Here is a 13,249-nt window from a genome sequence, read left to right on the forward strand (position 1 = left end):
GCCCGATGACCGTGTATCTGGCGCGACTGGCGCCGTCCAGCCAACTGACCATGCGTTATGTGTTGCAGGATGCCGCCGACCGTCTGGGCTTCGAAGACATGAACGTCGAGGAAATTCCCTGGCACGAGCTTCAGCCCGAGGATGTGATCGCGCTGGTCGCGGCACTGCGTGAGGATGGCTACGCGCCGAATACGTCGTCGCTGTACGTCAACGCTGTGCGCGGGGTGATGAACGAAGCGTGGCGCATGAGCCTGATCAGCCAGGAACACTTGCTGAAAATGCGCTCGGTCAAGGGGATTGCCGGTACGCGGCTGTCCCAGGGGCGCAACCTGCGACGCTCGCTGATTCAGGAAATGATGGCGGTCTGTGCCGCGGACCCTCGGCCACAGGGCTTGCGAGACGCGGCGATCATCGGGATTCTGTATGGCTCGGGCATGCGTAAATCGGAATCGGTGAACCTGGACCTCGATCAGGTGGACTTCACCGAGCGTAGCCTGCGGGTGACTGCCAAAGGCAACAAGCAACTGATCAAATACGCACCGGCCTGGGCATTCGCCAAACTGGATGCCTGGCTGGAGCTGCGCCGCTCGCAGCTCAAGGAAGGCGAAGTGGATGATCCATTCCTGTTCAATCGCATTCGCCGTGGCAGCCACATCACCCGTGAGCGCATCACCAAGCACGCGATCTATTACATCGCCCGCCAGCGCGGTGCGCAGGTCGGGGTGAAGATCATGCCCCACGATTTTCGCCGCTCGTTCATTACCCGGGTGATCGAGGAACACGACCTGTCGATCGCGCAGAAACTCGCCCATCACAGCAATATCCAGACAACCGCCAACTACGACGTGCGGGATGACAACGAGCGGCGACGGGCCGTGGATCGTTTCGACCTTTAAGCTTCGCTCAACACGTGGGCGTGACCGATGGTCGAGACGTGCACCGCACTGCCGGTGGGTGGCGCGTAGAGGCCCGAACTACGAACCATGAGTGTGCGACCGGGCTGCTCGGCGGATGGCAGCGACTCCAGTTCCACGGTCAAGGTGCAGGTATTGCCGCTAAAATCCCGCTCGGTCACCACCGCGCGGCACCCAGTGGCCTCCACCGCGCTCGGCACGATGCCGACCACTTGCAGCTGCTCGGGCCGCAGCATGATCTGCGCGCAACGGTTGTTGCGATGGTTGTTGACCGGGATCCGCCCCAGATCACAATGCGCCCAGCCAGCCTCGATCCTGGCGGGCATGACCACCGCATCGCCGAGGAACAGCGCGGTTTGTTCGTCACCGGGGTAGCGGTAGAGGTCCAGTGGATGACCTGACTGCACCAGTTGGCCATCGCGCATGACCGCCAGTTGATCGGCAAACGACAGCGCCTCACTCTGGTCATGGGTCACCAGGATGGTGGTGACCCCGGCGTCTGCCAGCAACCGCGCGACCAGTTTGCGCATGGCCGCTCGCAAGCCGGTGTCGAGCGCGGAAAACGGCTCATCAAGCAACATCAGGCGTGGCTGTTGCGCCAGTGCCCGCGCCAGAGCCACACGTTGTTGCTGGCCGCCGGAAAGCTCGTGGGGCCAACGATTGGCCATGCTGGAATCCAGTGCCACGCTGTCCATCAGTTCAGCGATACGCTCCTGTTTTTGCGCACCCTTGATCGACAAGCCGAAACCGATGTTGGCGGCCACGGTCATGTGCGGGAACAAGGCGCCGTCCTGCGGGACATAACCTATCTGGCGTTGGTGCGCCGGGACTTCGTGAGTGTCGTCCACCAACGTCTGGCCGTTGAGCGTCAGGCGGCCCCAGTCCGGAAACTCGAAACCGGCGATCATGCGCAACAAGGTGGTTTTGCCCGAACCGGAAGGCCCGACGATCACCGTGCGGCTGCCCGTTGGCACCGACAGGCTGATGTTTTCCAGGGCGCGTTGCGAGCCATAGGATTTGCAGATCGAATGCAGTTCAAGAGCGTTCATCGGCCAGCCGTTTTTTTGGATTGGTGATAGAGGAGCCCGGTCAACGGAAGTGACAGCAGGATCATCAGCAAGGCATATGGCGCAGCAGCGGCGTAGTCGATCTCGCTGGTCAACGCCCAGAACCCGGTCGCCAGCGTGCGCGTGCCGTTCGGCGCGAGCAGCAAGGTGGCGGTCAATTCATTGGTGATCGCCAGAAACACCAGCGCGGCACCCGCGGCTGCACCGGGCGCGGCGAGGCGCAGGGTTATCAGCCACAGTGCGCGGCCGGGCGAGCGACCGAGACTGCGCGCGATGTTCTCCAGCTCCACCGGCGCCTGGGCGATGCCGGCCCGCAAGCTGACCAGCGCACGGGGTAAAAACATCAGCAGATACGCCAGCAGCACGGTGATCGTGGTCTGATAAATCGGCCGGGCGAAATGTACCGTGACGGTCACCAAGGCCAGGGCGACCACAATGCCCGGCAATGAGCTGGTGATGTAGTTGCAGCTTTCGAGGACCCGTTGCAGCCGCCCCGGCGAGCGAATCGACAGCCAGGCAATCGGGATCGCCGCGCAGGTGGTGAGGGCCGCACCCGCAATCCCCAGCAGCAGCGTCTGTTGCAGTGCCGGCATCAAGTCGTCCATCTGCCAGACGTGCACACCACCGGCGATCAGCCACTTGCCTAAGGTGATCAACGGCACCCCGAGCGCGAGGGCGCAGGTCACGATTTGCAAGGTCAGCGCGAGCACGGTGGGCACCTTTTTCAGGCGCACGAGCTGCTGCTCCCGGGCGCTTCCAGAACCCACGCGGGCATAACGCGCATTACCACGCGCCGTCGATTCAACGGTGAGCATCGCCAGGCAGCACAGCGCGAGAACACTGGCCAGCATGTTCGCGGCAGGTCCGTTGAAGGTGGACTTGAACTGATCGAATATCGCCGTGGTGAAGGTGTCGAAGCGGATCATCGCGTACAGGCCATATTCGGCCAGCAGGTGCAGCCCGACCAGCAAGGCGCCGCCGCAAATGGCCAGGCGCAACTGCGGCAGCACGACGCGAAAAAACACGGCCCAGGGCTTGAGCCCCATCGATTGCGCGACATCTTCAATGGCTGGATCGAGCCGACGCAAGGTCGCCGCGATCGGCAAGTAGAGGAAGGGGAAGTAGGCGATGACCGACACCAGAACCCCGGCAAACAGCCCGTGAATCGGCGGCACCAGGCTGACCCAGGCATAGCTGTGGACGAATGCCGGGACCGCCAGCGGCGCGGTCGCCAGCAACGACCACCAGCGTCGCCCCGGCAGATCGCTGCGCTCGGTCAGCCAGGCCAGTGTCACGCCCAGCGCGATGCACAAGGGGATCGTGATCAACACCAGCAACACCGTATTGATCAACAGCTCGCCAACCCGTGGCCGGAACACCAGTGCCAGCAAGGTCGACCAGCCAGTTTGTACGGACACGCCGATGACAAAGGCGATGGGCAGCAGCGCGAGCAGAGAAACCAGCACCGACAAACCGATCACCCACGCACCGCCGCGACCCACGAACAATCCGCGGGAGCGGCGGCGTAAAGTTGCGGGAATCGCCTCAGCGACGCCCGCCGGTAATGTTTCAGGTATCAATTAGAGCAGTCCGGCCTGAGTCATCAGCTCCACGGCTTTTTTACTGTCGAGTTTCGAGGCGTCGACTTTCGGCGCGTCGAGCTGCTGCAGCGGCACCAGTTTGGGGTTGGATTCAGCGTTCTTGCCTACAGCGTATTCATAGGAGTTACCGGTCTTGAGGATCGCCTGGCCGTCTTTGCCGGTGACCCATTTCAGGAACGCCTGTGCTTGATCCTTGTGTTGGCTGGACGCCAGGACACCGCCACCGGAAATACTCACAAACGCGCCCGGGTCTTTGTGCTTGAAGTAGTGCAGGGCGGTGTTCTTGCTGTTCTCGCCGGTCTTGGCCTGATCACCGAAGCGGTAATAGTGATAAATCACGCCGCTGTCAATTTGTCCGGCGTTGACCGCTTTGAGCACCGAGCTGTTGCCCCGGTACGCGGTAAAGTTGTTTTTCATGCCCTTCAGCCACTCAAGCGTGGCGGCTTCGCCCTTGAGCTCCAGCACGGCGGCGACAATCGCCTGGAAGTCGGCACCGGCCGGCGAGGCCGCCCAACGGCCTTTCCACTTGGCGTCGGCGAGGTCCATCAGCGACTTCGGCAATTCGGCTTCGGGCAGTTTGCCCGGGTTATAGACAAACACCGTGGAGCGTGCAGCGATCCCGACCCATTTGCCATGGGCCGGACGGTAGGCTGCGTCGACTTGCTCCAGGGTGGTCGGCGCCACTGGCGCAAACAGCCCGGCGTTGTCCACCAGCACCATGGCCGGGGAGTTTTCGGTCAGGAACACGTCAGCCGGGGAGGCCGCGCCTTCCTGCACGATCTGATTGCCCATTTCCGTGTCGTCGCCATTGCGTATCGTGACCTTGATCCCGGTTTCCTTGGTAAAACCTTCGACCCAGGCTTTGGTCAGGCTTTCGTGCTGGGCGTTGTAGACCACGATACCGTCGGCATCGGCGGCGTAGACGTGGCCGGCGCTCAGCAGGGCAGTGGCCAGCAGGGCTTTTTTCAGGAAAGAGGGGATATGGCGATTCATGCTTCGGGCAGCTCCTGTTTTTTTGGGCGTCATGCGCAGGAATTCGCGGTTCAACCAATGCGAATCATTTGCATGTTTCGGATCGCTGGAATGTAGTGGGTACAATGAGAAAAAAACGTTAAATAAACCGTTAATACATGTCATTTTCATTCAGATTAGCAGTGACTCAGCCCCTTGCGCGGTCGATCTGATTCAAACGATGTCGTCGATCAGGATATGGCGCTGGCCACGGCTGCAAATCTCGATTCTGGCTTCGACCTCGTAGACCTCGCGCAGCATCTGTTCGGTGATCACTTCAGCGCTGGGCCCGCTCCCCCGGGACGTTCCATTGGCAATCACCAATACCTGATCGGCAAAGCGTAGCGCTTGATTCAGGTCATGGATGGCAATAAATACAATGACTTCGCGTTTGCGTGCCAGTGCGCGCATGAAGTTCAGCACTTGAACCTGCCGATGCATGTCCAGCGCGCTGGTCGGTTCGTCCATCAGCAGGATTTCCGGTTCGCGCACCAGCGTTTGTGCGATCGATACCAATTGCTGCTGCCCGCCACTGAGTTCGCCGAGGTTGCGAAAGGATAGTTCGGTGATGCCAAGCGCGTCGAGAATCTGGTCCACCAGTTTCAGCTCGTCGTCGTGAACGACCCACCCCGGCGTCAGTTGTTTGCGGGCCAGCAGCACGGACTCATAGACGGTCAACCGGGCACTGGCGTTCAAGCCCTGAGGCATGTAGCTGATGCCCTGCGGCCCCTTTTTCGAGCCCTGCAAGTTGACCTGTCCCGGGCCGTCGATCAGCCCGGCCATGCGTTTGAACAGGGTGGATTTACCCGCTGCATTGGGCCCGACCACCGCGACCACCTGGCCACCGATAAACGTTGCCGTAGTCACGCCGCTAATGATCTCGCGCTGGCCATAGCGGGCGCCAAGGTTTTCAAGCTGGAGCTTCACCATGTGTTTTTCTTCCCGCCAAGGATCAAAGAGATGAAGAACGGCACGCCGATCAGCGAAGTGACCACGCCAATGGGGAAAATCGCGCCAGGGATCAGGGTTTTGCTGACCACCGAACTGGCGGACAGAATCAGCGCTCCGGTCAGCAATGACGCCGGCAAAAAGAACCGTTGATCTTCACCAATCAGCATCCGGGCGATGTGCGGGCCGACCAGCCCGATAAAACCGATGGTGCCGACGAAGGCCACCGGAAACGAGGCGAGCAGGCTGACCATGATCAGCGTCTGGAAGCGCAGGCTGCGCACGTTGATCCCGAAACTCGCGGCTTTGTCATCGCCTAAGCGCAGGGCCGTCAGGGCCCAGGCCCGCTTGGCGAAGATCGGCAGGGTGATGAGGATCACCGCGCAAATCACCCCGAGTTTTGGCCAGGTGGCTTTGGTCAGGCTGCCCATGGTCCAGAACACCACGGCCGCCACCGCTTGCTCGGTGGCAAAAAACTGCACCAGTGCCAACAACGCGTTAAACGTAAACACCAGGGCAATGCCGAGCAGCACGATGGTTTCGGCGGTTACGCCGCGACGCATGCTCAGAAAGTGGATCAGCAGCGCGCAAAGCATGGCCATGATGAACGCGTTCAGCGGCACCATGTACTGCGCCGCCAGCGGGAACAGCGCCACCCCGAAAGCCAGTCCCATTGCCGCGCCAAAACTGGCGGCGGCAGAAAGGCCCAGGGTGAACGGACTGGCCAGCGGGTTGTTGAGGATCGTCTGCATCTGCGCACCGGCCAGCGACAGCGCCGCGCCGACCGCAACCGCCATCAGCGCGACCGGCAAGCGGATGTCCCACATCACCACCCGCACTTGCGCCGACGCCGTGTCCGGTGAAAACAGGGCGCCAAGCACCTCCTTCAGGCTGTAACTGGCCGGACCCAGCGCCAGATCGAGCAACACGCTGAACACCAGCAACACCGCCAGCGCCACCAGGATCAGCCGTTTTCGCAGGACCCGTTGACGGTACGTCACGCTCTGCGCAATAGGCATTTCACCTAGCGAACTCATGGCTTGCCCCCGGTTTTATCAAGGCTGACGAAGTAGCCCGCCTGGTAGGGCACGGGCAGGAAGCGTTCGTGGAGTTCGCGAAACGCGGCGTCGGGATCCAGATCGGCAAACAGCGCCGGATGAAACCACTTGGCCAATTGCTGGATGGCCACAAACTGGTAGGGGCTGTTGTAGAACTGATGCCAGATGGCATGAAACGCTTGATCGTTCTGCGCCTTGATACCTGCGTAGGCCGGGCGTTGGGTGTACCAGGCCAGTTTGTGTCGCGCTTGTGCCAGGTCCGCCCCCGGTCCGACGCCCACCCAGCGACCGCCGGGCGCAAAGGCTTGCCAGTTGGCGCTGGTGACGACCACTTGGTCCGGGTTGGCGACGATCACCTGTTCGGGGTTCAACTGGCCAAAGGTGTTCACAATGATGTTCTTGGCGATGTTGTTGCCACCGGCCATGTCGACAAACAGGCCGAAATTCTCGTTGCCGAAACTCAGGCAACAATCGTCGGTGTACCCACCGATTCGCTCGATGAACACCGTGGGCCGCGCGGGGTGTTTGGCCTCAATGACGTCGGTGACACGACGGATCTGTTGTTTGCGAAAATCGATAAACGCCTCGGCGCGCTCTTCCTTGCCAAACAACTGGCCGAACAGGCGCATGGTCGGCTCGGTGTTTTGCATCGGGTTGTTGCGAAAATCGACGTAGACCACCGGGATCCCCAGCGCGTCGAGCTTCTCGATGTAACGCGCATCTTCGGTGGCGTGTTGCGCTTCGATGTTCAGGACGATGACGTCCGGTTGTTGCGAGATCGCTTGCTCGATGTCGAAGGTGCCGTCCTCAAAGCCGCCGAAGGTGGGAATCCTGGCGATGTCGGGGAACTTGCGCAGGTAGGCGCCGTAAGTGTCCGGGTCGGACTGAATCAAATCCTTGCGCCAACCGACGATGCGCTCGATGGGGTTTTGCGTATCCAGCGCGGCGACCAGGTACAACTGCCGCCCCTCGCCGAGAATCACCCGTCTGACCGGGAGGTGAACCTTGACCTTGCGGCCCAGCAGGTCAGTGACCGTGACGGCGGCGGGATCCGGATTCGCCGCGAGCGCGGTGCGCGGCGCCAGGGAAAACCACACCACGCCCAGCAGTCCCGCCAATAGCAGGGCCGCGAAGGCGTGGCGGCGAGGATGAACAGATGCCATGGTTGAAACCTTTACAGGTAGCCAGACCGGGCAACGGCTCAGGCCGTTGCCCGGGGCTGAACGTTTCAGAAGTCGACGGTGGCCGACAGTTGCAGGGTGCGCGGCGAACCTTGTGAGAAGGCGCCATAGGACGCGACACCGGACCAGTACTCACGGTCGAAAACGTTCTGCACCGTGGCCCGGAACGTGGTCGGACGCTCCGCGATGCGCGTGGCGTAACGTGCGCCAACATCGAAGCGGGTCCATGGGTCGAGTTCCTGGGTGTTGGCCTGGTTAACGTATTGGCTGCCGGTGTAGATCGCGCCGCTGGTCAGCGTCAAACCTTCGATCCACGGCGTATCCCACTCGGCCCACAAGTTGGCCTGGACCTCGGGCACGCCCACCGGTTTGTTGCCGCGATTGGCAACGGTTCCGGTCTTGGTCAGTTCAGCGTCGAGGACGGTGACGCCACCGAGCAGGCGAGTGCCTTGGGCGATCTCGCCAAACACGTTCAACTCCACGCCCCGGTTGCGCTGTTCACCTTGTACCGAGAACACACCGGAGGCCAGCTCGCCGCTGGGTTTCTTGATCTGGAACAGGCTGAGCGTGGAGGTGAAGGTGCCGTAGTCGACCTTGACCCCGACTTCCTGCTGGCGGGAAATGTATGGCGCGAAGATCTCGCCGGAGTTCGACGCAGTGGCCGGGGCAATGTCGCCCTTGCTCAGGCCTTCGATGTAGTTGTAGTAGAACGACACGTGGTCCCAGGGCTTGACCACCACCCCGAACAGCGGCGTGGTTTCGCTTTCGTCGTACGACGTGGTGACGGCGCCGGCCGCATTGAAGTTATCGGATTCGATGTTCTGCTTGCGCAGGCCGACAGTGACCTGCAAGCGCTCATCCAGTACCGAAAGGGTGTCGGCCAACGCCACGCCCGACAGTTCTGTCTCGGAGACTTTGAGGGCATCCGGTTCGGCAATGGACGGTTTCGGACGGTCGATCGGGTGGTACATGTTCGACAGCACGGCCGGGCCGGAAATGATGCCGCGTTTCAGTTCGTCGCGATAACGGGTGACCTGCAACGTGGTGCTGTGGCTGATCGGACCGGTGTCGAAGCGCAGGCGGGCACCGGCGTCGACGGTGTAGCGCTCGACTTCGAACTTGTAGTAGCCCGGGATTGAAGAGGTGTCACCCGCGTTGTTGAGAATGGTCGGGGTCTGATCAGACATCCGCTTCACGTCCGACCGGCCGCCACCGGCGTGGGCGAACACGGTCAAGGCGTCGTTGAGGTCGTACTCGGCACCGAGCAGGGCCGATTTATCGCGGGTTTCGGCCCACCCCCAGTCCTGGCTCACGTTGGTGCGGCCGTTGGCGGCGGAGGGAATCTCCACGCCCGAGGCGATGAGGAACGGACGGGACGCGGCGTCGAATTGTTCTTTCTGGCTGATCAGGTCCAGGGTGGTTCGCAGGCGATCACCCTGATAATCCAGGGAGATGGCGCCGATGTCGACGTCCCGGGATTGATCGTCGATGGCCGTGTCACCTTGCTGGGTGCTGCCGTTGACGCGCACACCGAAGCGGCGTTCTTCGCCGAAGCGCCGGCTGACATCGACGTGGCCGCCGATCTGCGAATCCATGGCGTAGCTGGCGGTGAAACGGGTCAGGTCCTCATCGAGAGAACGCTTGGGGACTACGTTGATCACGCCACCGACACCACTGTTCGGCGACATGCCGTACAGCAGGGCGCCGGGGCCCTTGATCACTTCGATACGCTCGGCGTATTCGGTGAAGACCCGGTAGTTGGGCGCAACGCCGTACACCCCGTCGAACGCCAGTTCCCCGAGGTTGCCTTCGCCCACCGGGAAACCGCGAATGAAGAAGGAATCGACAATGCCGCCGGTCTGGCCAGTGGAGCGTACCGAGGAGTCGCGCTCCAGCACATCGGCCACTGTCACGGCCTGCTGATCTTTCATTAATGTCGAGGTGTAGTTGCTGACGCTGAACGGCGCGTCCATCACGTCCTTGTTGCCCAGCATGCCGAGACGCCCGCCACGGGCGACCTGACCGCCCGGGTAGGCTGGCGGCAAGCTGCCCTTGCGACCGTCGGTGCCGTTGATCGTGGTTTCGGCAAGGGTCAGATCCCCCTCGCTGTTGGCCGGGATCGGCGCCAGGGTGTAGCTGCCATCAGTGCGCGGCACTATTTGCAGGCCGCTGCCGGACAACAGTCGGGTGATCGCTTCCTGGGTCGAGTAAGTGCCGGAAAGCCCCGGACTCATCAGGCCCTCGGTCATTGATGGCTGGAATGACAGCGCAATGCCGGCGTCCACCGCGAACTTCGACAAGGTTGCCCCCAGCGGGCCGGGGGCAATGCTATAGGCGCGGGTCGCAGTGGCATCCAGTGACGCTGGCGCGGCAAGGGCAACGGGGCAGGCGACGCCGGTCAGGGCAAGGCTTAGCAACGCGCTGCGGATAGCCAGCTTGAGTGAGCGATCCGAACGCAGAGGGCGTGCAACGAACATGGAGTGATGACCCTTTCGACGAGGTTGAGAAGTTCTTCCTTTCCTTGCCAGTCGAGATCAAAAAAAGTATCACCCGCTCAGCCATTTTTTTTTGCGCGAGGTTCAGGCGGGGGAGAGCGTCACCCAATAACCGCTCAAGTGGCCGGTTGCGAGCACCGGGTAGGTTTGCACCAGCATGTTCAAGGTGCGTTGGGTATCGCTGATGGGGAACGCGCCAGAAATGCGCAGATCGGCAATCGCCGGATCACAACGCACGAAGCCTTTGCGATAACGCGCCAGTTCCGCGATGAAGTCGGCCAGACGCATGTTGTCGGCCATCAGCATGCCTTGAGTCCAGGCGCTGACGGAGCGGTCCACCGGGTTCAACAGGCCGAAAGCCTGCGATGAAAAGTCGGTGCGTTGCCCGGCATTGACGATCAAGGGCGTTACGCCGTTGCCACCGGGCAGTTCAACCCTGACAGCGCCGTCCAGTACCGCGAGCTGAGTGCGGGTTTGCAGTTCGCGCACCGTAAACCGCGTGCCCAATGCCTGCATTCGCCCCTGACGGGTGGTCACCAGAAACGGTCGGGACTGGGGGGCTACATCCGGTGCGGTCTGCACCAGGATTTCACCTTCACGCAAATTGATCAGCCGTTGACGGGCGTCGAACAGCACATCGATCGCCGAATCGGTGTTGAGTGTAATGCGCGAGCCATCGGCCAGCGTCAACTCGCGTTGCTGGCCCACGGCGGTCCGGTAGTCGGCCGACCATTGCTGGGATTCAACCAGCTTCCAACTGCCCCAACCGGCGGGCAACACGGCCAGTATCATCGCCAGTTTGCCGAGGGCCACGCGGCGTTCGGGATTGCTCGGGCGATCCAGCGCCGACATCGCCAATGACGGGGGCAGGCCGCCCAGCTTGCTTTGCAGCAGTTGGGCCCGGCCCCAGGCGCGGCTGCGTTCAGGGCTGCTGACGCGCCAGCATTCCCACTCGGCGCGCTCGGTATCGTCAAGGTCGCCTTCGCTGATGCGCATCAGCCACTCGGCCGCTTCATCGAGTACTTGTGGATCAATCTGAGTGGGCGTGGCGTAGATCGACATTCATTCCACCAGCATCAGGCATTGAACGAAGGCCTGTTTCATGTAGCGCTTCACGGTGATCAGCGACACGTCCAGTTGCGTGGCGATGTCGTCGTATTTCAGCCCGCTGATCTGCGACAGCAGGAATGCGCGTTTGACCAGCGGCGGCAGGGCGTCGAGCATCGCGTCGATTTCGTGCAGGGTTTCCAGCACGATGAAACGCAATTCGGGCGAGGGCGCTTCAGGGGCAGGCAACAGCGCGAGGGCATCCAGATAGGCGCGTTCAAGCGCCTTGCGCTGATACCAATTGACCAGAATGCCCTTGGCCACACAGCTCAGGTAGGCCCGGGGTTGTTCAATGACCGCGACCCTGGAAGCCAGTATGCGTGTGAAGGTGTCTTGCGCCAGGTCCGCCGCATCCATGGCGTTGCCCAGTTTTTTGCGCAGCGTGGCGTACAACCAGCCGTGATGGCCGGTATAGAGGGCCTCGATCGCGCGCAGATGATTGTGATGAGTCGCGGGCAGGGTATCGCTCATGGATGATAATTTTTAGCGATTGAGAAGTATTCCCAATCCTAAGTGACTGCACCCCTGCGGCGCAAGGGGGAGGCTGATCAGTCGCAGCGTGGCGCTTCGTCCGGTTGCAACAGTACTGATCGATAACGCAAGGCGACAATGAGCACCAAGGCCATTGCGTAGGCGAGGCAAACGATCAGATAGGTGTATTGCAGGCCGTAGACCTGGCTGAGCAAACCGCCCAGGGAAATACCTGCGATGGAGGCCAGTTGCGCCGTGCTCTGAGCCACACCCAGTACGTAACCCTGTTGTGAACTGTCGACCGTCTTGGAAATCAGCGCCATCAGCACCGGCGTCGTGGCGCCGAGCAGCACGCCCCACAGGAAGTAGGCCATGACAAACACGGCCGGGTTTCGGGTAAGGCCGGCGACGCCGGTCAGGCCGATGCAGCCGATGACAACCCAGGACATTCGCTGCAGGGTTTGCTGTTGCGTCCGGTGTTCGAAGTAGCGCGCCCAGCGTGTCGCCGAAAGGATGAAGCCCAGTGCCAGCAAGCCGTAACACAGGCCCGTGACCGAATTGCCGACCTCAAACACCGAGCTGACGTACAACGAAAATGATGTCTGCGGCAGCATCCGCGCCAACAGCAGAATGCCCATTACGCCCAGCAGCGACATCAGGGGTGAACCCTGCCACACGCCGCGGGCTCGAGTCGGCTGCGGCGCCGCATCCACCACCGGCGTTTTTTTCACGGGCGGCACATCCGGCAACGTCACGGCCGCCACCACGGTGCACACCGCGCAGAGCGCCGAAGCGATGAGATTGATCCAGAAAAAAGTCGCGTAATCGAGAATCAGACCGCCGACCACTGCCCCGAGCAACGAGCCGACGTTGGTGGAGATTTGCAGGATCGCAAACAGGCGGGCCCGCCGTGAGGGCGCCTCGATACTGACCCCGTAAGCCTGGGCTGGCGCGATATACCCGGCAAAGGCGCCTTGCAGGAAGCGCAGCAGCAGAATCACCCAGATATCACTGCACAGTGCCAACCCCAACTGAGTCAACGACAAACCGGCCAAGGCACGAATCATCATCAACTTGTGACCATAACGGTCGCCGATTCGGCCCCAGAAGGCACTGGTCAGCATGATGCCCAGCATCGGGCCGACGTACACGGCGATGCTGGCGAAACTGAACAGCGATTCCGACGTAGTCAGTCCGCGCAGGTAGACCGGCCAGAACGGGCCGCTCATTTCCATCGCACCCATGGAGATGAGCTGGATCGTGAACAGAAGATAAATCAGGATTCTGACGCTGGAACCCTGAAAAGTGCCTGAATGGAACATCGGTCAGCCTCGGTGGTTGGCCGGCATCCTACGTGCTTTGCCATCGAGGGAAAACCATATCGGGCGTTCTGTAT

Annotated in this window: 11 protein-coding genes; 1 reads left to right on the forward strand and 10 read right to left on the reverse strand. The window is 61.5% G+C overall.

Annotated features, from left to right (window positions below):
• Positions 1 to 5 precede the first annotated feature (5 nt).
• Positions 6 to 896: a tyrosine recombinase XerC gene (gene xerC, locus KGA97_RS00105; protein WP_008038408.1), complete on the forward strand. Its 891-nt coding sequence runs from the start codon at positions 6 to 8 to the stop codon at positions 894 to 896.
• Here the strand turns inward: xerC and KGA97_RS00110 are convergent.
• From KGA97_RS00110 to KGA97_RS00155, 10 genes are all read right to left on the reverse strand, one after another.
• The gene (locus KGA97_RS00110; RefSeq protein WP_223479992.1) at positions 893 to 1,963 is read right to left on the reverse strand and encodes an ABC transporter ATP-binding protein; all 1,071 of its coding nucleotides are present in this window, start codon (positions 1,961 to 1,963) and stop codon (positions 893 to 895) included. The two genes, xerC and KGA97_RS00110, sit on opposite strands and share 4 nt — an antisense overlap.
• A complete protein-coding gene (locus tag KGA97_RS00115; RefSeq protein ID WP_223480067.1) occupies positions 1,960 to 3,558 on the reverse strand; it encodes an ABC transporter permease in 1,599 nt (532 codons plus the stop codon). The genes KGA97_RS00110 and KGA97_RS00115 overlap by 4 nt, the downstream gene beginning before the upstream one ends.
• Positions 3,559 to 3,561: 3 nt before the next feature.
• Positions 3,562 to 4,575, reverse strand: coding sequence for an iron ABC transporter substrate-binding protein (locus KGA97_RS00120; RefSeq protein WP_008026448.1), 1,014 nt, complete (start codon positions 4,573 to 4,575; stop codon positions 3,562 to 3,564).
• A gap of 192 nt (positions 4,576 to 4,767) precedes the next feature.
• Positions 4,768 to 5,523, reverse strand: a complete 756-nt coding sequence (locus tag KGA97_RS00125) for an ABC transporter ATP-binding protein (protein WP_008038420.1) — start codon at positions 5,521 to 5,523, stop codon at positions 4,768 to 4,770.
• On the reverse strand, positions 5,517 to 6,578 hold the full coding sequence (locus KGA97_RS00130; protein ID WP_008038421.1) for a FecCD family ABC transporter permease: 1,062 nt from the start codon (positions 6,576 to 6,578) through the stop codon (positions 5,517 to 5,519). The genes KGA97_RS00125 and KGA97_RS00130 overlap by 7 nt, the downstream gene beginning before the upstream one ends.
• The gene (locus KGA97_RS00135) at positions 6,575 to 7,762 is read right to left on the reverse strand and encodes an ABC transporter substrate-binding protein (protein ID WP_223479993.1); all 1,188 of its coding nucleotides are present in this window, start codon (positions 7,760 to 7,762) and stop codon (positions 6,575 to 6,577) included. The genes KGA97_RS00130 and KGA97_RS00135 overlap by 4 nt, the downstream gene beginning before the upstream one ends.
• 65 nt (positions 7,763 to 7,827) lie before the next feature.
• The gene (locus KGA97_RS00140; protein WP_207284301.1) at positions 7,828 to 10,257 is read right to left on the reverse strand and encodes a TonB-dependent receptor; all 2,430 of its coding nucleotides are present in this window, start codon (positions 10,255 to 10,257) and stop codon (positions 7,828 to 7,830) included.
• 102 nt (positions 10,258 to 10,359) lie between these two features.
• Positions 10,360 to 11,337 carry a FecR domain-containing protein gene (locus KGA97_RS00145; protein WP_223479994.1) on the reverse strand — a complete coding sequence of 326 codons (978 nt, stop codon included), beginning with the start codon at positions 11,335 to 11,337 and terminating at the stop codon, positions 10,360 to 10,362.
• Positions 11,338 to 11,853 carry a sigma-70 family RNA polymerase sigma factor gene (locus KGA97_RS00150; protein WP_008026436.1) on the reverse strand — a complete coding sequence of 172 codons (516 nt, stop codon included), beginning with the start codon at positions 11,851 to 11,853 and terminating at the stop codon, positions 11,338 to 11,340.
• Positions 11,854 to 11,930: 77 nt separating this feature from the next.
• Positions 11,931 to 13,175: an MFS transporter gene (locus KGA97_RS00155; RefSeq protein WP_223434224.1), complete on the reverse strand. Its 1,245-nt coding sequence runs from the start codon at positions 13,173 to 13,175 to the stop codon at positions 11,931 to 11,933.
• Positions 13,176 to 13,249: the final 74 nt, after the last annotated feature.

The sequence above is a fragment of the Pseudomonas sp. BF-B-15 genome (genome assembly GCF_019946675.1).
GTDB lineage: Bacteria > Pseudomonadota > Gammaproteobacteria > Pseudomonadales > Pseudomonadaceae > Aquipseudomonas > Aquipseudomonas migulae.